The sequence below is a fragment of the Phragmitibacter flavus genome (assembly GCF_005780165.1).
Classification (GTDB): domain Bacteria; phylum Verrucomicrobiota; class Verrucomicrobiia; order Verrucomicrobiales; family Verrucomicrobiaceae; genus Phragmitibacter; species Phragmitibacter flavus.
The window spans coordinates 201,489-226,821 of sequence record NZ_VAUV01000008.1; the positions used below are offsets into that span (position 1 = coordinate 201,489).

Consider the following 25,333-nt stretch of genomic DNA (forward strand, 5'->3'; position numbering starts at 1 on the left):
CCGACATCCATACAGGCCGCGAGCAGGGCGCACCCTTCACCGAGCGGGGCGGGTGCGATCTTAAAAAAGACAATGCATTAACTGGGTCAATCACCCTTCACTGCATTCAATTGATGGGTGTAGGCAACCTTCTCCCGTCCCAGCGGGACGATTTATAAGAGCCCGGCACAGGGTGCCGGGTTCCGAACCTTCACCATCACCGTCCTGCAAGGACGGCTCATGCCGCCAGCGGCTACCTCACCTCATCCCGCCGCGTCAATCATCCTACTTGATCCAATCCTGCTTACTCCGCTTTCTTCGAAGGCTCAGCGGTTTTCTTCGGCGTCTTCGTTTCTCCTTCCGCCTTGGTTTTCGGTGCTGGTTTCTTCTCCGTCTTCGCCGCAGGCTTGGCAGCTGGTTTGGCCTTTTTCTGCTTGGCACTCAAATTGATCGTTGCCGCAGTCTCTTCACCTGCCGCATTCTTTTCAACCGATCCACCTACCCATTGACCGACCACCACATCATCCGTCGTGGCAGGCTTGTCATTCTTCATGATTTGCGTTTCAGCAGTCACGGCGATCTTTCGTTCCGGCGCTTCCTCACTGGTCTTGATCGTCAGCGTGCGCTTGGTGATGGCAGCCACCTGACCGTAGTAAGGGAACTTTTTGGCTTTGGACTTTTCTGCCGCCTTGGGCGCCTCCTTTTTCGCGACCTCGGTTTTGGCCGCCGCCTTTTTCTCTTCCGTAGGTTTTTTCGTTTCTGCCGCTCCAATGTTGGAAATCAACAAAAGGGCAATCGCAAAAGTCGTAGCTTGAATTTTTTTCATAGGAGTTTGGGTAAGTGTTGACTAACACCCCCAACTAACATCACTCCAATAACGCGCAAGATAAAAATGGTATTCAAAAGAACAATTTTTACGATTAGATATACGAATGAATTTGCAGGTAAACGAGCTGGAGAAATAAATTCTAATCGTCTGCATTTTCTCCAATCAGGACACTAATAACTTATCCATAATCTGCTCTGCATGCAAAGTCGGCAGCGAGTAGTGCCCGTCTTGCTCATGCACCACCAGTTTCGCTCCTGGAATACGATCGATATACCGCTTCACCAAGGCCAGCGGAATGTTCTTGTCCAAAGCGCCATGACAGAAATACGGCACCTTCGACAATTGCGCCGGATCAAATCCCCAAGGATCAGAATACAAATCCCCATCCGCCCGCAACGCTGCGGCACCACTTCTCAATGACTCTTGAAAACTTCGGGTAATAACGTGGAAGTTATCGTCCACCGCCAAAGCCTTCTGGTCTTGCGGCCCAAGCGTCGCCAGCAACCGGCGCATCACCAGCCCACTCTGTTTTTGATGCGAAATCCGCCCGGCAATCCGCAAACCTTGATCCAGCAGAACCGGCGCCTTTTGGCGGATGAACATCGCCGTTCGATACGGCCACATCATGCCTTCCACCCCCACCTCACTCAGTGGTGGTGCCCCACAAATCACCGCCGCCCCCAATACTCTTTCCGGCAATGCATAGGCCGTGGCCAACACATACGGCCCTCCTCCCGACACACCCACCACATGGAACTTTTGATAACCCAGCCGATCCGCCAGCTCCGCCATCAAAGGGGGCCAGTCCAGCAACGCCCTCCCCGGTTGCGCATCCGACATCCCGATGCCGGGCCGGTCGGGCGCAATCACACAAAGCCCCCGCTTTTTCCCAATCCCATCCAGCAACGCCCCCTGCAATCGTGAGCTCGGCCAGCCATGGAAATAAAACAACGGCACCCCCTCAGGATCACCGTATTGCGCATAGGCAAGCTTGCGCCCGCTTTCCATCTCAAGAATGTGCAAGTCTGCCATAGATCGATAAATTTGCTCCACCAACAGACAACCTGAACCGCACATGGTTCAATTCAATCCTTGCGTTGACGAGCCAATTTCCCGCACCGGTTTTCAAACAACCACGACAGCCGTTTTTCCGGAACCTGACCGCGCCTCAACCCAAACTGGCGGATCGCCCGGTCCTTCAGATGTGCCATCGCGTCCTCGACGGAATCCGTCAAATGAATCAATGCCAGATCCTCCGTGGCGATCATTCCCGCCGCCGGCATGCGTTCGACAAAATCCATCAATGGCCTCCAGTAATCCACCCCCATCAACACAATCGGAAAATGCCGGATCTTCCCGGTCTGAATCAACGTCAACGCCTCGAAAGTTTCGTCCATCGTGCCCACCCCGCCCGGCAGCACCACAAATCCATAGCTGTATTTCATCAGGATCGTCTTCCGCACAAAAAAATGTTGGAGCGTCACGGTGCGATCCAGCCAAGGATTCGGCTGTTGCTCCATCGGCAGCTCAATGTTGCACCCCACGGAACGACCACCCACCTCCTTCGCCCCGCGATTCGCCGCCTCCATGATCCCCGGTCCGCCACCTGTCATCACCGTAAATCCCAACTTCGCAATCTCGGCCCCCACCTTGCGTGCCAGTTGATAATGCGGATGCGACTCCGGCGTGCGAGCCGATCCAAACACCGTGATGCAAGGCCCCACAAAATGCAGCGCCCGAAACGCCCGCAAAAAATCCCGGATCGTCCCCATCAACAATCGCAAGTCCGTCGTCCGCCAGTTCGGCCCCCGCAGAAACATCCGGTCAGCATCCGCATGACTAAACCGCTCCTCCTCCCGCTTCTCAGCCGCAGTCACCGCCCCCTGCACCGGCAGCCGGTGCCGCCCGTCTTCCACTGGAAAGTCACTCATCTTCCCATGCTGGTCCAGGTCACCTTGCCGCACAATAAAAACTGCAATTCACCATCCGGGATTGACCCACCACCCCGCCAGTTGCATAAAAAGTGACCCGTGTTTGCAGAAATCAAAAATTCGCTCAAAGAACTCTACCTCTCCGACCCCCGACCCTGGATCATCGGCTTCAGCGGTGGCAAAGACTCCACCATGGTCGCCTCATTGATTTTCGATGTCGCCGCCAGCATTCCCAAAGAGAAACGCACCAAAACCATCTCCGTCGTCTGCACCGACACCCGCGTCGAGATCCCCGCCATCGTGGAAATGATCGAGGGAACCCTCCTCAAGATGCGGCGCTTCTCAGACACGGCGGACCTCAACCTGCAAGTCCACCTCCTCAGGCCTCCATCGGAACAATCCTTTTGGGTCAACATCATCGGCCGCGGATATCCCCCGCCCAACCGAACCTTCCGCTGGTGCACGCAACGGATGAAAATCGATCCGGTAAACAATTTTGTGGAACGCCAACTCGGTCGCACCGGCCAGGCCATCCTGCATCTGGGCGCGAGAAGTTCGGAAAGCTCCAGCCGTGCCCAGACCCTCGCTGGCATCGAACTCAAAAACGGCCTGCGTCGCCACCCCAACCTGCCACGCGTCGATGTCTCCAACCCCATCGAACACCTTACTACCGGAGAAGTCTGGGCCTATCTCCTGCAAAACAACCCTCCATGGGGCGGCAGCAACCAGGACCTCTATCGCCTCTACAAGGACGCCGGCGGCGGCGAGTGCCCAATCCACATCGACTCCAGCACGCCAAGTTGCGGCAACTCACGCTTCGGATGCTGGACATGCACCGTTGTCGAACGGGACAAAGCCAGCGAAGGCCTCCTCGCCAGCGGCGATGAACGCATGGAGTCCATGCTCGAGTTTCGCGAACTCCTCCTGGAAATCCAGGACCCTGCCAATGGTTTCCGCGAGCCCATGCGCATGAACAACCAGCCGGGAAACGGCCCCATCAAAATCGAAGGCCGACGGAAATTATTGCGTGAGCTGCTTAAACTACAGGATACGGTAAAATTAAGATTGATCAGCGACGAAGAATTGCTTCTTATACAGCAGTTGTGGAAATCCGCGCACAAACCCGATGATGGTCGGGGCGTAGCCCGCATCATCAATGCCCACTCTGGACTGCCCATGCATGACCTGCGCAATTCTTCACGCCTTCGCAAACTCGAGGCTGAAGTCGCCGACGAGCTGAGCCTCTCCGCCGATACCCTGCAAAGACTCGTGGCCAAGGTCGAGGAGTTCAGCGAAAACAACCGGGCTCATGGACTCCCTGCTGAACTGAAAAGAATCCTTGAGTATGACATCAATCAACTCACAACAGACGGTTCCCCTCAAGAGTAGCTGGCATGCCTCACCTCATTTCCATTGATTCAGTCTCAATCACTAACTTTGGTCCGTTTTACGGCACCAACCGGCTCGATTTAGCCACTCCTAAAGATGCTCCTCCGCATGTGCTAATTGGCGGGAAAAACGGAGCAGGCAAGACTCACATACTTCGCGCCATGTATTTGGCAGTGGTAGGCAGAGCCGGTATCGGTGATCTTCGGAGAGTTGAATCAGGCTCTGACGCGACACGCTTTAACTTTGATCGTGTCCTCAACCGACGGGCCGCCAGAGAAGGAGTTGATACATGCTCACTTTCCGTCGTTATCCGCCAGCAAGATGCCGATAGTATTAAAGAGCAAACTCTGACCCTCCATCGCGAGATCCGATTCCGCACAAATTCGCCTCCAGAATGGAAATCATGGGCCGAACGTTCCAATGATGTGGAAGCAGTCGAAGATGATCAACTTATCGAGCGCTTGCGTGACGCCTTTCTTCCACGTCATCTCGCTCGCTTTTTCTTTTTCGATGCAGAGAAGAGCCAGAATGTGCAACTGGGAGAAAAGGACATCGTCAAAGGCATCAGCCAAATTCTCGGACTTTGGGCTTACGAAAAACTTGAGGAAGATTTGCGGGAACTCTTTCAGACTACCAATCGCAATCTCACCGTGACTGGAGCAAACGAGGCCGTGGAAAAGCAGGGTGAAATTGGCGGAAAAATCAAAGCCCTCAAAGCAGCCATCAAATCCAACGAGCAAAAACAACACACCCTAATTGAAAGCCAGCAAGAAGCGGAAGCAGAACTTGCTGACATTGAAGATCAGCTGAAGACGATCGGAGCTGTTGACCCATCGAAATTGGAGGCTGACCGACAAAAGCGGGAAGAAATTGCCAATGCGAAACGAGAGGTTGAACAACGACTCTCGGCGGCTTGGGAAACGCCACTTCCCATTTCTCTGCTGTCTACAATGCGGTCCGAATTGGTGGCACAACTGGAATCAGAAGATCAAAAACGCGCTTGGTTAGATCGAAAATCTGCACTGGAGCCGAAACTGCCAGCCATTAAATCACAGGTTTTTGACAATCCCCCAAGTGAGTTCGTCTTGCCCAAAAAAACGCACGGCTTCTATACCTCGCGACTCAATGACGCTTTGCAGAGTTTGTTCAACCCACCGCCTGACGGGTTGGAAGACGTAGAGGTCATACTCACGGATCGTCCGGAAACCAATTTCTCGGTCCGCCAGTGGCTAACGACCCGATCACCAGAATTAGCCGGCCTTGAAGAAGCCTGTCGCAAACTCGATCTCCTCGAAGCGGACGTTCGCGACCTCGACTACGAGATCCGCCAGCAATCTCAAAATATCGCCGCCATTGGCGCAGGAAAGGAATTGCACGAAAAACGTGGCGAACTCCGCTCCGCACTGAAAACCATGGCAAAAGAGCTCGAAGAACACCAGATCGCCCACGGACAGTTCGAAGCGCAAATGACCCAGCTGAAGACCGAGGAAGATCGCTGGTCAAAAGCCGTCACCGAAGCCAGCAAAGGACGGGACCTCGCCTCCAGGGCGCACCAATACCGCGAGGCCGCCAGCCTCATGCGTAAACGCGCTTCCGAGCAAATGCGCAAAAAAATCAACGAGCTTGTCAGCGAGCTTTGGCTGGAAATTACCGACCGCGCCCACGAATTCCGTGGACTCACCTTCACGGGCGATCTTTGGCAATGTGAACTTATCCGCAAGAATGGGGTCCGCATACCCTGGGAAGATGCCAACCCCTCCGCCGGTCAGAAGCAGGTCCGTCTGCTCGCCTTTTACGAAGCCCTCCGTCGCCTCGCCCAAAAAGTGCCGCCACTCGTCGTTGACACACCTCTCGGACGTCTCGACCGCGAAGTGCGGGCCGCCGTGCTTGATAAACTTTACCTCAGCCGGGACGGCCATCAGTCCATCGTGCTCGCCACCAACGCCGAGATCGATCCCGACGGTCCGCTCTTCGGAAAAATCCGCGATCAGTTCGGACGCGCCTACACCCTTGTCCCAGAAGGCCACGCCGACAGTGACGATTACGAAGTCACCATTCAAAAAAACTACTTCGGTAAACGCGTATGAACTCCCTCGGAATCCCCACCTGCTTGGACGACCTTCACTGCGTCCAACATTGGCCCGCCCTCCGCCTTCCAATGGCCGAAGGCGGCTTCGAACCAAGCTGGCTTCCTTCAAGTAAGGTCGACGCTTCCAGCCAAGCCGAGGAAGTCGCACGCTACCGAGTCCCCGGTTCTCGCGGCAGCTATGTTTACAAAGTTCGCCCCTGCGAATCCGATTCTCGCTGGTATGCCTGGGGTGACTGGTGCCCATATGGTCGCACCGCCACCGATGCCTGTTACGATTTTCTCGATGGTGGCGGCAGCTTCGCCAACCGCAGCGCCGCCGAATGGGCCATCCACACCTTTGTGGCCGCCCTTTGCGCCGCCGAACACGCCAATCTTCCGAAGTCTTATGCTGCCTAGCCTCTCCGCAGAAAAATTTATTGAAGACGTTCACAGCCGCGTCGGTGCCAAAACCAAGGCCGTGCTCGGACGTGCCGCCGTTTCTCTGGCCCTCGGTGAAAGCATTCCCGCCGAATACAAACCGCCTGCGGGCACTGGCAAAGACATCAGTTGGGACGCCCTTGTCGGCCCGCTGGAGGATGTCTTCCGCGTCGCCATCCGCTCGCGTGCCGGCAAAGCCCTTGATGAACCCGCCTTCCAACGGGAATTCCGCCGTGCCTTCGAGTTCGGATGCATGCGCATGGAACAAATTTGGGAGTTTTCCGGTCGCGATCAGGCGCGATTCGTGGCGGAACTCATGCGTTCCACCCAGCATCCGGGAGGAACCACCCCATCGCCAGGACTCACCTCCTCACGCTCAACCTCCACCGCCATCGATCAGGAAGTCATCCTTCAACTCCTCACCGACGGCCAATCCTGGAGCATCAACGGAGAAAAAACACCGAACGGTCTCCTCATCATCTCAGGTCAGTCGGGTCGCGGCAAAAGCCAGCTCGCCCTCGACTTGCTCGCCCAATTATCCCGGCAAGGCGTGCGATTTCTGTTCTTTGATCTCAAAGGCGAACTCGAAGAAGCCGATGACGATGCGCAGAAAGCCGAGAGTCGCCGCAAATTTCTGGAACTCACCGGAGCCAGATACCTCCGACTCATTGACTCCAACCTGCCCGTCAATCCCCTCTATCCCGGCAAGAACAAAGCCGACACCGCCAACATCGCCTCCCGTGTCGCGGCGTTGGTTCGCGCCTTTGGACCGCAAATGGGCCCCAATCAGGAAACCGCCATCCGCGATGCCTACCAGCAGTTAAAACACCCCGACTTCACTTCGTTGGTAGAGCAGCTCAAGAAAAACGGCCAGGAAGGCGTTGCCGTATCCGTGCTCAGCAAAGTCGTCGAACTCAACATCTTTTCCCGCGCCACCTCCGCCGAGCGATTCGAAGATTGGATCAGCCATTCCAACATCATCGACCTAAAGCGACTCGATAATGAAACCCGTGTCCTCGTCGTAGCCTTCATCCTCAATTTCTTCATTGAGCGACTGAACAAAAACCTGTCCGTTCGCAATGGCATCCAGCCCATCCAGATGGTTCTCTTTGTCGATGAAGCCCACAACATACTCCCCAAAGACGGCAAAGCCCGACTCTTGGAAAAACTCGCCCGCGAAGGCCGTTCCTGGGGATTCCCCCTGTGGTTAGCCAGTCAGGACGCCGATAAATTTGTCAGTTCCGACGCCGATTTCTCCGAATTCGCATCCGCAGGCATTCATTTCTCCCCCCAAACTTTGAGCACAAAAGAACAAAAACAAATCCTCGGCGGCGTGGTCACCCAGTCCCTGGAAAAAGGCGAAGCCGTGATGTGTCTCGGCGGTAAAACCACTACTGGAGCAGCAAGACAATTCTGGAGGGAGGGAGGGAAATAGATGCCCACATTCACAGCTATGAGCCATAAATTTAAAGAGTATTGCAGCGAAGTTTGGACTAATTCTCCTCTAGGCACATTCGAAAGACGTGTCGAAGTTTATCAATGGGGATTCCACAATATCATTCTGGGTTTTGCAGGTATCTGGGTTCCGCTTTTAGCATTGTCTTTTTTTGGCCTATTTCGGAAGGAGGCACTTATCTTAAGCGGAGATATTCCAATGTTTGCAGTGACACTTTCTGCGGTATCCCTCGGATTCTTCGTCAAGGAAACCCAATTAGTTTTAAGAAAACGTGCAATAGTCACATATATCTTATTAATGCTCACGATGATTGTTGGCGTGATAGCACGATCAATGCTCGCCCTCTATCCAACCACGCCGTCACTTCAATTGGATATGACGCTGGTTAAATGGGTGACTATTGCTCTTGTTGTTATCGCGGTATTTTCAAATTTTCGCTTGTTCATGATTCAAATCGATTCAACTTCACCAGCGAAAATTCAAAAGGAATTTGATAAAAATGCCGACCAAATGTCCGAACAAGCTAAGACGGGAAACCAAGCTTCTGGAGTGCGCGTATGAACGACGAATCGAATGTGAAGATTCAGATTTTCACGGTAAAACAGCCTATTGGTGAGTTTTATGTTGGAGTAATGCGGGCTCCAGACCTAAAGAGCATCGCATTTGCCGATGTCAGAAGTAAAAACCAGATAGAGCAGGATGCCTCTCCTGGAATTCAACGCGATTTAAATGTCAAGAGGCGGGAAGAAATTAAAAGGTATGTTAGATCCCCAGATGCATCCTTCCCAAACTCGTTCATACTTTCCGTCAAACAGGAGGATGTCGTCAATTTGACCGAATCGGAGTTAGTTATTCGGCGCCATCCAAATGCTGCAAGCATTATTGACGGTCAACATCGTTTGGCTGGCCTCGAGAATGATGATGCGGAGAACTTTGATCTAATAGTTTCGGTGTTCATTGATCTTCCACCTGAGGATCAAGCAATGTTGTTCGCAACTATCAATCTAAAACAGACAAAGGTGAATGAATCTCTTGTTTTTGACCTTTTTGAGGAAAGTAGAATACGTTCGCCTCAAAAAACCGCACACGATGTCGCCAAAAATCTTAATCGCGACTCAGATTCCCCATTTTACAGGGAGATTAAAGTATTAGGGGTGAAAACACCCGAACAGGGCGGCAGGCTAACACAAGCCACCTTCGTAAAGCGCTTGCTACCGCTCATCGCCAAGGATTCAGAAGCTGTCCGTATCTCAATCAAGAAAAAGGAATCATTAAAAAAATTCCACGCTGAAAACAGCTCCCGGATCTTTTGGAAGTTCTTCGAACAAGGCGAAGATTGGGCGATTCAAAAAACTGTGTATAATTTCTTCCTGGCAGTTCGGGATGTGTTTCCGCAAGAATGGAATTCGCTTAAATCCCCCCTGGCTCGGACGATTGGATTTGGAGCACTTATGCGATTACTTGCTAAACTCGGACATGTAGGCATCAGCTTGCCGACGGGACCAAGAATGGATTACGACTTTTTCTTCGAGCGTATTTTGCGCGCAAAGGATTTGGCACCTTTCAGTTTCGATACTTATCCAGCGAGCGGCACGGGAGAGACCCTTCTCTTCACTGCGTTTTCTGATCGAGTAATGTCGCCTCCCGAACAGATTTGAGAAACATGCTCCTCAAACGGAGCCTCTCTAAAAAGACAATTTTCTCCTCAAAACGTAGCGCCGCGAGTTTACTTCGGTGGTCGCGCTTGCTTTCAAGTATCCGTTTCATCTGCTCACTCATGACAACTGCCCCCCAAACGTGTCCGCGATCTGTTTCAGTGATTCCAATGTCTTGGCAATATCTTGAGCACCTGTCTGTAAACCCAACGAAAACCGCACACACTGCCTTGCGGCAGATCCCGGATTCATCGCAGCGATGACATGCGATGGGTCGGGAGAATCCGCCAAACACGCGGAGCCGCTGCTGGCACAAATATCTGCCTGATCCAGCAACAACAACAGGGCTTCAGATTCGATGCCATGAAACGTGATGTTGCTGGTATTCGCCAGGCGAGGCGCGGCATGGCCATTGATTTCCGTGTTCGGAATGGAGTTCAAAACTCTGGTTTCCAACTCGTCTCGAATAACTCTCACCGTGCGGTCATACGAGGGCAGTTTCTTGCGGGCCAATTCGGCTCCTTTACCCAGACCAATGATGTAAGGGACATTCTCTGTGCCTCCTCGTCTGGCTCGCTCCTGATGGCCACCATGCAAGTAGGGCACGAAGGGAGCTTTTTTATGCACATAAACAGCACCGACACCTTGGGGCACCCCCAGTTTGTGACCGGAAAGAGTGAGATAATCGACTGGCAACTCTCGGACATTGACGGGGAGCTTCCCCACCGCCTGCACCGCATCGCAATGAAAAGGCACGCCCCTGCCACGACAGAGTTCGGCAATGGCAGCGACAGGAAACAGCACCCCGGTTTCGTTGTTGGCCCACATCAGTGAAACCAATGCCACGTCATCACCCAGCGCACTTTCAAGGTCGACCAAAGAAAGCAATCCTTCTTGGTTTACGGGCAAGTAGGTAACCCGGTAGCCGTGGTGACGCTCAAGGTATCCACAATACGTGAGCACCGACGAATGCTCCACTTGCGAAGTGATGATGTGCCGCTTGTCAGGTTGCGCCATGATCGCCGCATGGATGGCGGTGTTGTTGCTCTCGGTGCCTCCGCTCGTGAACACGATTTCACGAGGCATTTTACAACCGATCAAGCCCGCGACCTGCTCGCGCGCTTCTTCGACTCGGGATTTCATCCGCGAACCGAAGCGATAGGAACTCGACGGATTGCCCCATTCGTCAGACAAATACGGAAGCATCGCTTCGCGAACTTCCTGAAGCACAGGGGTGGTGGCGTTGTGGTCGAGATAAATCACGAGGGAAATTCCGTTAAACAGATGGCGACACCATCTTCACGAGCATCACCATGGAACGCTTGCTCCCGATTTCCAACGTTTTCACCCACCTCACCGTGCTGATCCCCGAAACCACGCCATCAACAGCATCAAGACCAAAATCACCACCACATACCAGCTCACCCGCTTCGCCAACGCACGCCAGCGCCGATCCTCATTCCGCTTCGATCCCAGATGCGCAATCAGCACCCCGGCGATCGCCAATGGAATCGATCCCATGGTCGGATACACCGCGCCCAGTGAACATCCCAGCGCCACAATCGCCACAAAATCCGGTCCGCGATCCACCGTTCCCTCCACCGGCTCAATGGGCGGTTGCTTTTCCTTCAACTTCGACATCAACTAAAGAACGTATCCTCATGCCGATACGGTGGTGCACAACAGCACAAAAATCTCAACCCCTCCAGCGCTTCTATCTGATGCCAGGCTCCTGCCGGAATCAACACCGCGTCACCGGGGCCTACCACGCGCACCTCCCCATCGATCTCCATCGTTCCACGACCTTCCAATAAGAAATAAATCTCCTCGCTCGCCTTGTGATAATGCCGGTCGGTTTTGGCCCCCGGGGGGAGACTTGCCTCCGCCAGACTTTGCTGCTGCACGGGAGCGTTCGTGCTGTCCAAAATGCTGCGAATGGTCGACCCGTCCTTGGTGGTAAAAGGCGCTTGCTCGGAAAGCTGGTTGATTGTCATCATGGCTGGGGGCATGCTGGCCTCAAACCGTCGCCATCTCAAGTCCTAGTCCACGCCGATCGCATGTCCGAAGAATCCTCATCCCCCAATGCTGACCAGCCCTTTGTTCGCGGCTTTTCCTTCAAACACTGCGTCGCCCTCATCACCGGAGCCTCCTCCGGACTCGGTGCCGAGTTCGCCCGACAACTCGCCCCGCAGGCCGATACCTTGCTGCTCGCTGCCCGGACGAAAGAAACCATGGAGACCCTCGCCGCCGAACTCTCCCAAGAGCACCCCCATCTCAAATTGGTCATCTGTCCCTGCGACCTCTCCACCGATGCCGGTCGCGAAACCTTCTGGCAAAACGTCGCCCAACTTCCGACCAAGCCCAACCTGCTTATCAACAACGCCGGCCTCGGCGACTATGGCCTCTTTGCCGACGCCAGCGGCGACCGCATCCGCCGCCAGATCGACCTCAACATCACTGCGCTGACCCTGCTCGCCCGCTCTTTTCTCGACCACATCAGTCCCACTCCCCAACGACCCGCCGCCATCCTCAACGTCAGTTCCCTTGCCGGAGCCGTTCCCGTCCCCGATCTCGCTGTCTACGCCGCCACCAAATCCTACGTCACCAGCCTGACCGAATCGCTGGCCATCGAACTCGCCTCGCGGCACATCCAGGTCGCCGCCGTCTGCCCCGGGCCGACGCCCACCAACTTCGGCAACAACGCCCGCCGCCCCGGCGAGAAAGACATCGACCGCGGCGGACAAGACGTCCTCAAAATTCCACCCCACCGCGTCGTCGAAGCCGCCCTGCAAACCCTCCGCGATGGACGCCCCATCGTTTATCCCGGCAAACGCGTGACCCTCGCCGCCACCGTATTTAGAATCATGCCGCGCAGCCTCATGCGCTTCATCCTTGCCGCCCGCTTCCAACGGGGCCAATCCAAATAACTCATTCGCACTGATCATGCCCAAAGATCCCAATTCCACTCCCCCTTCCAACAAGCGCCGCACCAAAAAAACGTCGATTCCTCACGACGACGATTTTGCCATTCCCGAAAACTGGCAAAAACGCCGCCCCGGCTTTTTCAGTGCTTTCAGCCGCCTGCTGCTGCTGTTGATTGTCCTCGCCCTGCTCGTCCTCCCCTTCACTCCTTACGCAGGCCGCATCAAACGCAGCATCGACGACCTCGTCGAAAAGGCCCGCACCTCCAAAATCGTCTACCGCGACGTCCCCAAAGAAGTCACCATCACCCGGGAAGTCGACCGCGAAGTCATCAAGGAAGTGGAAGTCGTTAAAGAAGTCCCCGCCCCGCCGCCACCGCTTCCCTCCAATTTCATCCCCCGCCAGGAGGTCGACGTTGCCACCCTCTACAACGGCATCACCATTCAAACCCAGCTGGATGCCCAGCAAGGCACCTATGCCAGCACCGAACGCCTCGACAAGGACGCCTTCACCGTCAACTTCAAGCTCTCCGTCCGCATCCCCAAAGCGAACGACACCCTGCCCGAGCTTGCCCGCGTCAATGAGCACCTTCCCAAAATGCTCCCCGGCTTCCCGAGCCTCCTCGAAGGTGCCAAAGTCTCCGGCTTCTACCACAAGCTCTACGACCTCAAAACCACCCGGGTCCAACGCGAACTCACCCGCCTCAACCGCGTCCTCGACCGGCACAACTTCTTCGACACCGAAACCATCCTCGAACTCACCCACCCCCAGAGCAAACGCCGCGCCCTGCTCATTCAAAGTGACATGGACGTCGTTGCCGACGGATCCGATGGCGACCGCATGCCCAACATGAGCGCCTCGATCTACCAGAGCACCCACTACCAGCCCTCCACGAGCTACGAATGGGCCAAAAAAGGCAAAACCCAGAACCCTCTTCTCCCCCTCTGGCTCAAATCGCTCGATACCGCCAAAAAAGAGTTCGCCGTCAAAGGACTTTCCGCCGCCCGCAACGCCGAACTGCGCAGCGAAATCGACCATGCCGAACGTGTCATCACCGGCCTCCGCACCCGCAGCAGCCTCATTGCCGAAAAAGATCCCTTTATCGTTCTCTCCCTGCTGTTCCGCGACTATCCCAAAACCCATCCCCACGCCCCCGGCATGGGCGATTACGCTGCGGTCATCTTCGAAGACAAAATCTACCCCGCCATCTGCGGCGACTACGGGCCCACCTTCAAAATGGGCGAAGCCTCCCTGCGCATGGCCAAAACCATCAACGAAAACTCCTCCCCCTACCGCCGTCCCGTCAGCGACCTCACCGTGACCTATCTCATCTTTCCCGGCACCGCCGAACGCCCCTTCGGTCCCCCCAAACTCGACCACTGGCACCAAAAAGTCTCCGCCTACCTCGAAGAATGCGGCGGACTCGGCACCGGCTACACCCTCCATCAATGGGAGGATCTCTTCGCCCCACCCGCACCCGCCACACCGCCTGCTGCACCTGCTCCCGCAGCTGATCCAGCCCAGCCGGAATCTCCACCAACCACTCCTCCCGCCACCTCCCCCGCTAGTGCAACGGAGACTCCAACCACGCCGGTCGATCCCATCCCATCCCCCTCGCCCGCCAGCCCAAATACTCCTCCATCACCGTAACGGTGTAAATTCATCGTAAACACGAACTGCTGTAAAAGCATCATTTCACGTCACAAATGGGTTTTTTTATCGAGGTTGGATTTGCAAAGTCGCTCCAATTGCTCCACATGCATAACGAATCATGGCAGGGGTTACAAAACGAGATCTGGTAGTTGAACTGAGCAACAGGACGGGGCTGACCCAAAGTCAGGCATTTGACCTGTTCCAACATGCTCTCGACCTTATCACCGAGGAACTCGCTCAAGGCAACGAAGTCACCCTACGTCGATTCGGAACTTTCGAAGTTCGTGTCACCAAAGCCAAGGTAGGGCGCAATCCCAACAAGCCAGGCACCGAAATGAAGATCCCGCCTCGCGCGGTGGTTCGTTTCAAGCCCGGCAAGGAAATGAAAGCCCAGGTCGCCGACGTGCTGCCCAAGCTTCTCAACGGCGAGAGCGAGAGTTAATCGCTGCGTTCGAAGCCGCACCCGCTCCGGTCACACTGGCCGAATACACAAAAGCCGGCGGCAGATTGCTCAGCACCGTCTTGGTGGTCTCCAACTCCACACAACGCCCCTTCAGCAACGTTCTGAACCGCCGGCCCGACGGCAGCAGATGCAACCCTGCATACGCAAACGTCACAAACTTCCCCCCCGGTTCCAGCCAGGGCAGAACCTGATCCAGAATCGACTCCTGCAATCCCTGCGGAAACGCCGCCCACGGCAATCCGCTCACGATGCAATCAAAGCGGTTCCCCTCCCCCAAAAACGCCGCAAAATCACACTCCTGAGCCGCCACTGACTCAAAGTTCATCCGGTCAAACCGCGCCCTCAGCCGCTCGACAAAACCTTCGTTCAAGTCGATCCCCAAATAACGCGCCTCCTTCCCCATCACCTCCGCAATCCTCTGCGTGAACGCCCCGGTGCCGGTGCCCAGTTCCAGGATCGTGCGGGCCTTCGCCACCCCTGCGGTTGCAACGATCAAATCGGCCAGCTCCGGCGACGACGGCGCAATCGCCCCGGTCGTCTTCCAGTTGAGCATAAATTGACGAAAAAACGTCCACGACATCCGTGCCAACCTTATCCTTCGATTCATCCAACGCGAACCCTTTTGTCACTCATCCAAATGAATTCTGCGGTTGCCCCCCACCTGCCTTTGGTTGATAACCTTCCCATCACCTTCGTCGATCCGACCTCCCTTCAACCACCTCGCTGAAATGATCAAAACGAGATTCTTCATCCTGCTGCTGGTGCCCTGCCTGCTGCTCGCCTCCTGTGGAACTTCTCATTACAAAATCACCCTCCGCGACGGACGCGAATTCATGACCGCCAGCCAGCCCGAACTCAACCGCAAAACCGGCTACTACAAGTTCCGCAGCCTCTCCGACAAAGACGCCCTCATCCGCGCCGACGAAGTGCTCATGATCAACGAAATGTAATCATGTCCGCCCCTGCATCAATGCCCACCCAACGCCTCATCCTTGCCTCCGCCTCGCCCCGTCGCGTCGAACTCCTCAGCGAAGCCGGCTATCAATTTGAAGTCCGCATCCCCGAAGTCGAAGAAAGCCACGACCCCACCCTTAGCTGCGAAGCCCTCACCCTCGAAAACGCCCGCCTCAAGGCCTCCGTCATCACCCATCAGCAACCCGGAGCCCTCGTCATCGCCGCCGACACTCTCGTCTATCTCGACAACATCCCCTTCGGCAAACCCAACGACCTCAGCCACGCCGCCGAAATGCTGCGCCAACTCAGCAACCGCACCCACACCGTCTGCACTGGCGTCGCCATCGCCAGCTCCGACGGCTTCGAAAAAACCTTCGCCGTCCTCAGCCAGGTCACCTTCAAATCTCTCAATGATGCCCTCATTGCCGACTACCACTCGCGCATCCAACCCCTCGACAAGGCCGGTGCCTACGCCGTTCAGGACGAAAGCGCCATGATCATCCATTCCGTCACCGGCTCCTGGTCCAACGTCAAAGGCCTCCCCATGGAAAAGCTTATGGAAGAACTCACCGCCCTCGGCATCGAGTCCACCCCATCAGGTCTCTAAACTGACCGCCGCGACATCCCGATCCCGCCTCGCCCGCAGCTCGCACAAAAACTCCTCATAACTGCGGATATAATCTCCCGGATCATAATGCTCCGAGGCAAACACCATCAGCGCACTGTCCGCACTGTGTTTGTATTCCACCGCCCACGTCATCGGCGGCACCAACACCCCCGAGGTCGGCCGGTCCAAAAGGAACTCCTCCCGCCTCAGCCCGTCATCCACCATGACCGAACAGGAGCCGTGCACGCACACCAAAAATTGCGAACATTGCCGGTGGGCATGCTCCCCTCGCACCTTGGCGCTCGGCACTTTGAACGTCATGAAATACCGCTTTGGGACAAACGGAAGCTGCGTCCCAAACTCCCCCACCGTCAAATTGCCGCGCGGATCACCGATGAACGGCATTTGGTAAAACAACACTCCTCGCACCCGCGATTCCGTCACCTGCACCCCGGCCGCCGACTCTCTTGCGGCATCGCAAAGCCCATTCTGACCCGTGCTCACAAAACCCACCACCGAGGCCGGATTGCCCGCCACAATCGCAAACGGCGGCACATCCTGCTTCACCACCGCGCCCGGCTCCACCACGGCTTCTTCGCCGATCACCAAGTCCTCCTCCACCGTGGCATTGGCTCCAATTCGACATCCCCGTCGCAACCGTGTCCGACTGCTCCCGCCGGTTGCACTTCCGACCAGTGTCGCCTGATATCCCATCCGCACCCCCTCCTCCACCACCATGCCGGACCAAATCCTTGTTCCCCCTTCCAGAATCACCCCCGCGTTCAAAACCGCCCCGGCATCCACCACCACAAATGGACCGATCTGCACATCCGGCACAATGGACGCCGCAGGAGAAATGCTGATCAATCTTTCACTCATATCGGTCAAAAGTATCCAGTTTATCAGGACTCCGCTGCCGCGCCATTTACATTTTCTTTCCCATGAAAATGCCTCGCCCTGCGCACAATCGACTGCGGTTTGCCGGACACCGTCATGAACGCGCGTCCCACATACTCGCCAATCACCCCCAGCATCATCAACTGCCCGCCTGAAAAAATCGAAATCGCCGCCATCAACGACGACCAGCCCTGCGTCTGCGGTCGCGAGAAAAAATGCTCCAAAAACACCACCAGCAGCATCACCATCCCAAACACCACCAACACCGCCCCCATCACACTCGCCATCCGCAGTGGCATGATGCTGAAGTTAAAAAACATGTTCATCCACAACCTCACCAGCTTGCGCAACGTGTAACCACTGCTCCCATCCGCGCGCTCATCATGCGCCACCGTCAACTCCTCAATCCGGTTCGTCGCGCCCAAAATCAATCCGTCGATGTAGGGAAACGGACCCGTGTAGGCAATCACCCGCTGCACCAGATCCCGATGCATCGCCCGGAAGCTGCAGAGATACAAATGCGGCGGTTTGTCGAGCAACCACGTCGCCATTTTGTTGGTGAACCAGCTGCCCCAATTGCGCCATCTGCTGTGCTTCTTTTCCTCATACTTCGCATACACCACATCCGAGTCCGTGGCCCGCAGATGCGCCAGCAACTTCAACGCCTCACTGATCGGATTCTGCAGATCATCATCCAGGTTGATCACGTATTCTCCACGCGCATGCCGGAACCCCTCCAGCACCGCCGCATGCTCCCCAAAATTGCGCGCCATATCCACAAAAATCACCGGCACCGGCAACTCCCTCGCCAACGCCGGCACCCGCGCGCCCGATCCATCCGGGCTGCCGTCATTCACCAATACCAGCTCATACCCACCCTCAATCGGAAGGTCCCGAAACGCCTCCAGCAACGGTTCAAGCGCCTTCCCTGTATTATAGAGAGGCACCACAAAACTCACCAACGGACGCAATTCACTCATGCTGAAAACGAAAATCCCTCATCAATCAACGGGTTTGACCGCAACTGCATAAACCGAAATCCCAAAAGGCCAACGAAAAAACCTGCAAAATCCCATGTCCAATCGCGTCACCCCTGTCAGCAACGCGTTCGCCCAACCCGGCAGCAGCCCCAAATCCGACTTCGCCGACCCCGCCTCTTGCTTCTCCACCATATCCTGCCGCCTGCCGCTCCACTGCCGCCAGCACCACACCGGAAAAAACAACCAAGCATTCCAGTAATGCAAATGCCGCACCTGCAATCCCTCCGCCACCAGCATTGCCCTCAACTCCGACGCCCGATAACGCCTCACCCCACTAACCGCCACATCATGCCGCCCCGACAACGACGCAAACGCGGGCAAATTCAAAATCAACACCCCGCCCGGCTTCAACACCCTCACCAGCTCCCGCATCGCCCGACCGTTGTCCACCCCTTCGTGATACAGCACATCCAGACTTGTCACCGCATCAAAACTCTCGTCCTCCACCGGAACGGACTCCACGCTCGCCTTCATCACTTCTTCAAATCCGCGCGCTTTGGTATGCGCCAACGCCTCTTCAAAAACATCCACCCCCCTCAACCTCCAGCCCGGCATCACCACACGCAACCGCTCCATCAATCCACCCGTCCCACAACCGGCGTCCAACACCTCAGCCTTCGCCTTCTTTTCCAGCGCCTCACGCAAATCCCCCAGCACCAAACCATGCAAAGCCCGATACCACCAGTGGCAGTCCTCCACCTTCCGCATCGTGTCATATTCGTGAGCCAGCATCGCAGTATTGAAAAAAGCCCATCACTCCAAACGCAGCCGCTCAAAATCCAGCACCGCCTCACACGTCGCCAGCACGGCCTCATCACTCAAAAACGGATGCAACGGCAACGTCAAAATTTCTCTGACCAACCGCTCCGTATTCGGCAACCGAGCCGACTGCTTCGCCTCCGCAAAATAGGCAGGCTGCTGATGCACCGCCGCCGGATAATGCAACGCCACCGGAATCCCCTTCTGCGTCAAAAATGCCATCAACTCATCCCGGCACTCGCTACGCACCACATACAAGTGATACGCATGCTCGCACCCCTTCCGCAGCACCGGCAGCTTCACCACGGAACACTCCGACAGCCGCTCCGCATACAACGCCGCCAGCTCGCGACGCCGAGCGATGCTATTCGCCAACGACCCCAGCTTCACCCGTAAAATCGCCGCCTGCAGCTCGTCCAGCCGACTGTTGATCCCCACACAAGCACTGATGTATCGCTCCACCCAGCCATATTGCCGGATCACCCGCATCTTCTCCGCCAGCACCGCATCATTTGTCGCCACCGCACCGCCATCCCCAATCGCTCCGAGGTTTTTGGTCGGATAAAAACTAAAAGCCGCCGCCCTTGCCAGCGACCCCACCGGTCGTCCCTCAAAAGTCGCCCCATGTCCCTGCGCCACATCCTCCACCACCACCACACCAAATCGACCCGCCACCGCCTGCAATGCCCCCATCTCACAAGGATGACCATACAAATGCACCGCCAGCACCGCTTTGATCTTCCTTTCGTCATCCGCCACCAGCACCTGCTCCAAAGCCTTCGGACAAATCGTCGCCGTCTCCCCATCCACATCCACAAAAACCGGCTTCGCCCCCGTCCTTGAAATCGCCGATACACTCGCCACCGCCGTCTGCGAAGGCACCGCCACCCCATCGCCCGCCCCAATGTCCAACCCACGCAAAATCAACTCTATCGCATCCGTCCCGTTCGCCACCCCAATCACCTCACCGACCTGCACAAACGCCGCAAACTCCCGCTCAAACTCCGCCACTTCCGGACCCAAGATGTAATGTCCTCCCGCCAGCATCTTCTGCACTGCCGCATCAATGGCCGTTTGATGAGCTTGATAATCAGCGAGCGGATAGGCAGGAAATAGCGACATGAGAATAAGCAGTCAAAATGAATCAGTTCACGGCAATGGCAACGTCACGCTCCCATCGAGTCGCGAAAAAACGCCCGTTCTCGGATCAAATGCATACGCCCTGAAAGTCGCCTCACCCGACGGCAATGGAGCCCGCTGCAACGTCAGCTTCGCCCCCGACACCGCCACCCTCTCCTCGCCCGTCATCGGCACATAGGCCCAGCCAATCCGATCCTCCATCGCCCGCGCATCCACTTTTTTCGCCACCTTCGCCTCCCGTTTCCTGCGCGTCACAATCCCCAACCAGCGCTCTGGAACCCCCGCCTGCTCAATCGAAATCACCACCGACCGCGCCGCATCACGCGAAGCCTTCTCCATTGCCCAACCTTCAATGCTCACGCCACTGCCTTCCAACTCCCCTTTCACCAACTTGCCCTGAAACATCCCTTCCGGTGCCATCGTCGCCTCCGCCACCAAGCTGCTTCGCACCGTCGCCACGCTCAACACACCTGCCGCATCCAGTTCGTCCAGTGCCTTTCCAATCCGCAACCCCGATCCCGGATCAACGCTGTCCAGCAACAGCGGCTCCACCACCACCTGACGCAACGACACCGACGCCTCCAGCAATCCACACGACCTCGCATCCTTGACCCCGTCCCGCCATCCCTGCACCGCCCCAACTCCCCAGCCCCACACCAAAAACAAAAACCACCCACGCCCCACCCATCGCAACCACCTCGAGCCCGGACCCGTCATGACCATCGCCAGCAACCCAAACAACCCAATGTAAAACCACAGCGTGTAAGCCGGATACCTCGACTGAAACGGCAAGAACCCTGGCGAATCCACCCTCGCCAGCGAAATCGCCGCCGCATTTGCCAACCCCCATCCACACAACAACAACCACGGCCCCATCTGACCCACCTCAACCTCACCGCGCCGCAGTTTAGCCCACAACTTCCACCCCACTACCAACAACAAAACCAGAGAAAACACCCCGACGACACTCGACAACGCAAAAACCAGCTGCGACCTCAATTCACGATCCAAAGTCGGCCACCCCTCTGCAAACGGTGCCCCCAACAACCTCACAAAAAACACCACCACCTTCTCCGCCTTCTCCATCGACATGCCGCTCTCCGAACCACTGAGCGCCTTCTCCTCCGGCCACCCGCTGACAAATACCCACAATGTCACCCCGAACATCAACCCCCACAATCCCAGTGCCGTCCACCCTTCTCCACCGCGCCCGCGCCGTTTGATCAATTCCCAAAAAAGCAACACCCCACCCAACCCCCAGGCCAGCCAGCCATTGATGAACGAAAACGCCGCCACCACCGCAAAGCCCCCTGCCACCAAGGTCCGCAACCACAACGGCCAACCCCGCTCAAACACCCACACCACCCCCACCGACGCCGCAATCACCAGCATGTAACAAATCTGCACCCCCCACGTCCAGTTCATCCACTGCATCGGCGACAACAGCAGCACCACACTGAACCCCCCCAGAAGCCAGCGCGTCCCCCAGCTCCCCGGATGACTCCGACGCCACAATGACAACACCATCGCACACGAAACCAGTCCCAATCCCACACACACCAGCGACTCCACCACCAGATTCCAATCCGTCAACCGCACCACCAGCCAGTGCAAAATCCTCGCTGCATCATGCCGGCTGTCATTGCCCGGACTGTGCAGAAAATTGCCAAAACTGCCATCCTGCAAAAACCCCAGATACGGATCCCCCACCACAAACCAATGATCCGCCTTCGGCACCTGACACGTCAAACTCACCGCCAGCAGCACCGGCCCGATGACCGCCAGCAGTGGCAAAGCCCAAAACCACCCTTCCCATCGGGAACCCTTCAAACTCAAGACCATGGAACAAATTTGGCGAAAAATAGGCATGCAGATGGAAACAAATCCGGAGCATCAATAAACAAATAAATCACAAAGGCAACCCCTCTGGCCAACTTTGCCTCCGACCGCCATCCCATCCTCCAATCCCGCCCCGCTCCGAAGTGAAGATTCGCTCATAATTGACCCCGTCCGGCCTTTCCCGTTTCACTCGTCCAAAAATCATCCATCCTGTTCAGGTTGCCCAACCGCCCCACCCCATGAACATCCTTACCGTGGAAGACGATCCCCGCACCGCCGACGCCATCCGTCACGGACTCGAAGAAGCAGGATGGAACGCCGACCTGCTCACCCGCGGAGACGAAGCCGTTCAACGCATCAGCACCCAGGCCTACGACGCCGTCATCATGGACATCATGCTCCCCGGCTGCGACGGACTCTCCGCCGTCCGCCAGCTCCGCAACATGAGCAACTCCACCCCCGTCCTCCTGCTCTCCGCCCGGGGCGATGTCGACCAGCGCATCAGCGGACTCAATGCCGGAGCCGATGACTACCTCCCCAAACCTTTTTCCATGGCCGAGGTCATCGCCCGCGTCCGCGCCATCACCCGTCGCGGCGGCGAGGCCGGTGCGATCCTTCTCCGCCTGGCCGATCTCACCCTCAACGTTCCCCAGCGCACCGCCCAGCGCGCCGGTCGCAGCATCGAACTCAGCCCGCGCGAATTCCGCCTGCTCGAAGTCCTGCTTCAAAACGTCGGCAACGTCTGCACCCGCACCGAACTCCTCCGCCAGGTGTGGGACTACGCCTTCGATCCCGGCACCAACCTCGTCGACGTCTACATCCGCAAACTGCGGGAAAAAGTCGATTACGGCTACGATCTCCCCCTTCTCCACACAGTCCGCGGCGTCGGCTACCAGCTCAGCGACAAAACCCCTTAAATTCGCCTCATCATTCCGTTCCGTTTTTATCCCTTAGCCTTTATCCTTTATCCTTTATCCTTTCGATGAAGCGCTCCCTGCAAACCCGCCTGTTTTGGGGGCACGCCTGCTTTTTCCTCATCGCCAGCATCATCACCATCCTCATCACCTGGGATGAGCTCGAACACCGACACCACCCCGGCACCGCGCAGGCCTGGCGCGCGCTCTACACCGCCGCCCTCGTCGCCTGCGCCCCCGTCCTCCTCATCGCCTCCGCCAGCTGGTGGCTGACCCGACGCGCGCTCTCGCCAGTGATCGATCTCACCCGCGCCGCCGAACACATTCACGAAGACAGCCTCCATCAAAATATCCCCCTGCGCGGCACTGGCGACGAAATCGACCGGCTCACTTCCGTCCTCAATGACATGACCAGCCGGCTCGACACCTCCTTCCAGCGGGTCCGCGAATTCACCCTCCACGCTTCCCACGAACTCAAAACCCCCCTCACCATCCTCCGCAACGGCTTCGAGACGTCTCTCTCCGATCCCACCCTCACCCCCTCCCACCGCGACAAACTCTGCCTCTGGCTCGATGAAACCGACCGGCTCAACCGCATCGTCTCCGGCCTCACCTTCCTCACCCAGGCCGATGCCCAGCAAATCGAACTCAACTTCGAAACCGTCGACCTCGCCGAACTCGTCCGCGACACCGCCAACGAAGCCAACATCCTCGGCCAGTCTCAAAACATCGCCGTCAACACCCTCATCAACAGTCCTCACATCCTCCAGGCCGACCGCCACCGCCTTCGCCAGCTGCTCCTCAACCTCACCGACAACGCCATCAAATACAACCGCCCCAACGGCTACGTCACCTATCGCATTCGCGAAGACGCCGTCCACCACCATGTCGATGTCCAGAGTGGCGGCCGCGGCATCGACGCCGAGGAACTCCCTAAAATCTTCGACCGCTTCTTTCGCAGCGGCACCTCCCGGGGAACCAGCACCGAAGGCTGCGGACTCGGTTTGAGCATCGCCTTGTGGATCGCCCAATCCCACGGCGGCACCCTCACCGCCCGTTCCTCTCCCGACAACACCACCCTCACCCTCTCTCTCAAGCGTTCAAACGCCAGCCCAAACCCATCGTCCCCTTAGCCACCCGTCGTCCAATCCCACCCCGACGGCTGACATCGCGAGTAACCAACCCGGAGCAATCCCGGCACGGTCGTTCCAAAACGCCTTGATCTTCCCAACAATTACCGTATCGGCAGATTCAGTGCCGGACGGTCTATTGAACAGAATGCCTCCAGCATGACTGATGATCTTTCTCGACAGCCATGAAACGCCTCAAGAGCAGCTATGACCTGGATCCTTGGGACGCTGGCGAATTGACCCCCTGGGAGCCGGTCGTTTCACCCAAAATCGGCACAACGGGAACGGAATGGTCCTGCAAAGGCAACAACACCCTGCTCTCCGGCTTGTATCAGGAAGTCGTTTTTAACGACGACATGTTCATGCATTGGACAGATCTCAAGCTGGCTTCAGATCTCTGGATGCCGGTCGAAACCGGAGACGCATGGTTTGCCTTCCAATTCACCCTCACCGGTGCCTGGGAATCACGCGTTTCCAGTCCCAAACGACGCAGCTATGGTCAGGTCGCCGGCCAGATGGGGGTGCTTCATGCGCGATGGGACTGCAAACCTGGTTGGATGGCCAGCGATTCCTACGTGCATCTCACGGCGGTCATCAGCGAAGCACGTCTGCGCCAGTGGCTGGGTCAGATCGAAGCAAACGAACCTCAGGGCGTGGCGAGATTACGACAATTCCTTGACCAAAACGACCACGCCATCATCTCCCGGCCCATCACCGAGAAAGCAGCACAATTGGTGCGCAACACCATGGCCTGCGACTACACCGGCCCCCTCCGTGCCTGGTTCATGGAAGCCAGATTCCACGATCTTGCCATTGAGGTCATCGACGCCCTGGGCGACAAGCCTGAACCCATCCGCCCCCTGCGTTCCTCGGAAAGAGACAGCATGAAAGAAGCCAGTGATCTGCTCCTGGCCAATCTTCAATCCCCACCCGAACTCTCCGACGTGGCAACCCAAGTGGGCCTCAGCGTTTCCACCCTCAAACGCCGGTTCGCTGCAGAATTCGGAAAACCGCCCTTCGCTTATCTCCGCGAACAGCGAATGAAACATGCCCGCATGCTACTCGAAACCGGCCGCACCAGTGTCCTTGAAGCAGCCGACCTCGTTGGTTATGCAAACCCAAGCAATTTCACGGCGGCATTCAGAGCGACGTTCGGACTGAATCCACAGCAATTCCTCAAACAACTGAGGAGTTCTTCCCACCGATAGATCCGTGGTCCTCAGCAGGGAATAAAAGGACCTAGGCAGGTAGATATTTTGAGTTTCATTCT

The 25,333-nt window shown here is 56.6% G+C and carries 26 protein-coding genes; 14 read left to right on the forward strand and 12 right to left on the reverse strand.

Translation table 11 applies throughout. The features are described from left to right. Window positions 1–283 precede the first annotated feature (283 nt). The 3 genes from FEM03_RS12200 to FEM03_RS12210 form a co-directional block, all read right to left on the reverse strand. Entirely contained in the window at window positions 284–805 is a 522-nt protein-coding gene (locus FEM03_RS12200; RefSeq protein WP_138086543.1) for a hypothetical protein, read from the reverse strand. 165 nt (window positions 806–970) lie between these two features. Continuing rightward, window positions 971–1,840: an alpha/beta fold hydrolase gene (locus FEM03_RS12205; RefSeq protein ID WP_166442810.1), complete on the reverse strand. Its 870-nt coding sequence runs from the start codon at window positions 1,838–1,840 to the stop codon at window positions 971–973. Between the two features lie 53 nt (window positions 1,841–1,893). Then, window positions 1,894–2,739 (reverse strand): LOG family protein, encoded by an 846-nt coding sequence (locus tag FEM03_RS12210; protein WP_206170983.1) that lies wholly within the window; start codon window positions 2,737–2,739, stop codon window positions 1,894–1,896. Window positions 2,740–2,838: 99 nt separating this feature from the next. Between FEM03_RS12210 and dndC the strand changes: the two genes are divergently transcribed. From dndC to FEM03_RS12235, 6 genes are read left to right on the forward strand one after another with little or no spacing between them, the layout of a single operon-like run. After that, window positions 2,839–4,128, forward strand: coding sequence for a DNA phosphorothioation system sulfurtransferase DndC (dndC, locus tag FEM03_RS12215; RefSeq protein ID WP_138086545.1), 1,290 nt, complete (start codon window positions 2,839–2,841; stop codon window positions 4,126–4,128). A 5-nt stretch (window positions 4,129–4,133) separates the two neighbouring features. Continuing rightward, window positions 4,134–6,215, forward strand: coding sequence for an AAA family ATPase (locus tag FEM03_RS12220; RefSeq protein WP_138086546.1), 2,082 nt, complete (start codon window positions 4,134–4,136; stop codon window positions 6,213–6,215). After that, complete coding sequence (locus FEM03_RS24415; RefSeq protein ID WP_166442811.1) at window positions 6,212–6,613, forward strand: hypothetical protein; 402 nt, start codon at window positions 6,212–6,214, stop codon at window positions 6,611–6,613. The genes FEM03_RS12220 and FEM03_RS24415 overlap by 4 nt, the downstream gene beginning before the upstream one ends. Further along, complete coding sequence (locus FEM03_RS12225; protein WP_166442812.1) at window positions 6,603–8,069, forward strand: ATP-binding protein; 1,467 nt, start codon at window positions 6,603–6,605, stop codon at window positions 8,067–8,069. Before FEM03_RS24415 ends, FEM03_RS12225 begins: the two co-directional genes overlap by 11 nt. An 18-nt stretch (window positions 8,070–8,087) precedes the next feature. Then, window positions 8,088–8,651: a hypothetical protein gene (locus FEM03_RS12230; protein WP_138086548.1), complete on the forward strand. Its 564-nt coding sequence runs from the start codon at window positions 8,088–8,090 to the stop codon at window positions 8,649–8,651. Continuing rightward, entirely contained in the window at window positions 8,648–9,748 is a 1,101-nt protein-coding gene (locus FEM03_RS12235) for a DGQHR domain-containing protein (RefSeq protein WP_138086549.1), read from the forward strand. Before FEM03_RS12230 ends, FEM03_RS12235 begins: the two co-directional genes overlap by 4 nt. A 117-nt stretch (window positions 9,749–9,865) precedes the next feature. On the opposite strand, the gene FEM03_RS12240 is transcribed toward FEM03_RS12235, so the two are convergent. From FEM03_RS12240 to FEM03_RS12250, 3 genes are all read right to left on the reverse strand, one after another. Then, window positions 9,866–11,008, reverse strand: a complete 1,143-nt coding sequence (locus tag FEM03_RS12240; RefSeq protein WP_166442813.1) for a cysteine desulfurase family protein — start codon at window positions 11,006–11,008, stop codon at window positions 9,866–9,868. Between the two features lie 90 nt (window positions 11,009–11,098). Then, window positions 11,099–11,386 (reverse strand): hypothetical protein, encoded by a 288-nt coding sequence (locus FEM03_RS12245; RefSeq protein WP_138086551.1) that lies wholly within the window; start codon window positions 11,384–11,386, stop codon window positions 11,099–11,101. Continuing rightward, window positions 11,386–11,742: a cupin domain-containing protein gene (locus FEM03_RS12250; protein ID WP_206170984.1), complete on the reverse strand. Its 357-nt coding sequence runs from the start codon at window positions 11,740–11,742 to the stop codon at window positions 11,386–11,388. The genes FEM03_RS12245 and FEM03_RS12250 overlap by 1 nt, the downstream gene beginning before the upstream one ends. Before the next feature lie 60 nt (window positions 11,743–11,802). Between FEM03_RS12250 and FEM03_RS12255 the strand changes: the two genes are divergently transcribed. The 3 genes from FEM03_RS12255 to FEM03_RS12265 all read left to right on the forward strand — a co-directional run bounded on the left by FEM03_RS12255 (window position 11,803) and on the right by FEM03_RS12265 (window position 14,762). Then, complete coding sequence (locus tag FEM03_RS12255; protein ID WP_138086552.1) at window positions 11,803–12,672, forward strand: SDR family NAD(P)-dependent oxidoreductase; 870 nt, start codon at window positions 11,803–11,805, stop codon at window positions 12,670–12,672. A 16-nt stretch (window positions 12,673–12,688) separates the two neighbouring features. After that, window positions 12,689–14,317, forward strand: coding sequence for a glycoside hydrolase family 75 protein (locus FEM03_RS12260; RefSeq protein WP_138086553.1), 1,629 nt, complete (start codon window positions 12,689–12,691; stop codon window positions 14,315–14,317). Between the two features lie 121 nt (window positions 14,318–14,438). Next, window positions 14,439–14,762, forward strand: a complete 324-nt coding sequence (locus FEM03_RS12265; RefSeq protein ID WP_138086554.1) for an HU family DNA-binding protein — start codon at window positions 14,439–14,441, stop codon at window positions 14,760–14,762. Here the strand turns inward: FEM03_RS12265 and FEM03_RS12270 are convergent. Next, window positions 14,740–15,336 carry a class I SAM-dependent methyltransferase gene (locus FEM03_RS12270; protein WP_166442814.1) on the reverse strand — a complete coding sequence of 199 codons (597 nt, stop codon included), beginning with the start codon at window positions 15,334–15,336 and terminating at the stop codon, window positions 14,740–14,742. The two genes, FEM03_RS12265 and FEM03_RS12270, sit on opposite strands and share 23 nt — an antisense overlap. Window positions 15,337–15,511: 175 nt before the next feature. On the opposite strand from FEM03_RS12270, the gene FEM03_RS12275 reads away from it, so the two are divergent. Beyond that, window positions 15,512–15,733 (forward strand): YgdI/YgdR family lipoprotein, encoded by a 222-nt coding sequence (locus FEM03_RS12275; RefSeq protein ID WP_138086556.1) that lies wholly within the window; start codon window positions 15,512–15,514, stop codon window positions 15,731–15,733. Window positions 15,734–15,735: 2 nt separating this feature from the next. Then, a complete protein-coding gene (locus FEM03_RS12280) occupies window positions 15,736–16,344 on the forward strand; it encodes a Maf family protein (protein WP_138086557.1) in 609 nt (202 codons plus the stop codon). Here FEM03_RS12280 and FEM03_RS25590 read toward each other — a convergent pair. Genes FEM03_RS25590 through FEM03_RS12305 form a run of 5 tightly spaced genes read right to left on the reverse strand, consistent with a single transcriptional unit; the run spans window position 16,333 to window position 22,049 of the window. Continuing rightward, window positions 16,333–17,223, reverse strand: a complete 891-nt coding sequence (locus FEM03_RS25590; RefSeq protein WP_138086558.1) for a WxcM-like domain-containing protein — start codon at window positions 17,221–17,223, stop codon at window positions 16,333–16,335. The two genes, FEM03_RS12280 and FEM03_RS25590, sit on opposite strands and share 12 nt — an antisense overlap. 23 nt (window positions 17,224–17,246) lie before the next feature. After that, complete coding sequence (locus tag FEM03_RS12290) at window positions 17,247–18,221, reverse strand: glycosyltransferase family 2 protein (RefSeq protein ID WP_138086559.1); 975 nt, start codon at window positions 18,219–18,221, stop codon at window positions 17,247–17,249. A 21-nt stretch (window positions 18,222–18,242) separates the two neighbouring features. After that, a complete protein-coding gene (locus FEM03_RS12295) occupies window positions 18,243–19,013 on the reverse strand; it encodes a class I SAM-dependent methyltransferase (RefSeq protein WP_138086560.1) in 771 nt (256 codons plus the stop codon). A 21-nt stretch (window positions 19,014–19,034) separates the two neighbouring features. Further along, window positions 19,035–20,162, reverse strand: coding sequence for a DegT/DnrJ/EryC1/StrS family aminotransferase (locus tag FEM03_RS12300; RefSeq protein WP_138086561.1), 1,128 nt, complete (start codon window positions 20,160–20,162; stop codon window positions 19,035–19,037). Between the two features lie 27 nt (window positions 20,163–20,189). Then, window positions 20,190–22,049, reverse strand: a complete 1,860-nt coding sequence (locus tag FEM03_RS12305) for a DUF3021 domain-containing protein (protein WP_138086562.1) — start codon at window positions 22,047–22,049, stop codon at window positions 20,190–20,192. Between the two features lie 209 nt (window positions 22,050–22,258). Between FEM03_RS12305 and FEM03_RS12310 the strand changes: the two genes are divergently transcribed. The 3 genes from FEM03_RS12310 to FEM03_RS12320 all read left to right on the forward strand — a co-directional run bounded on the left by FEM03_RS12310 (window position 22,259) and on the right by FEM03_RS12320 (window position 25,271). After that, the gene (locus FEM03_RS12310; protein WP_138086563.1) at window positions 22,259–22,936 is read left to right on the forward strand and encodes a response regulator transcription factor; all 678 of its coding nucleotides are present in this window, start codon (window positions 22,259–22,261) and stop codon (window positions 22,934–22,936) included. 65 nt (window positions 22,937–23,001) lie between these two features. Next, window positions 23,002–24,066, forward strand: a complete 1,065-nt coding sequence (locus tag FEM03_RS12315) for a sensor histidine kinase (protein WP_138086564.1) — start codon at window positions 23,002–23,004, stop codon at window positions 24,064–24,066. A gap of 182 nt (window positions 24,067–24,248) precedes the next feature. After that, entirely contained in the window at window positions 24,249–25,271 is a 1,023-nt protein-coding gene (locus FEM03_RS12320; protein ID WP_138086565.1) for a helix-turn-helix domain-containing protein, read from the forward strand. Window positions 25,272–25,333 lie beyond the last annotated feature (62 nt).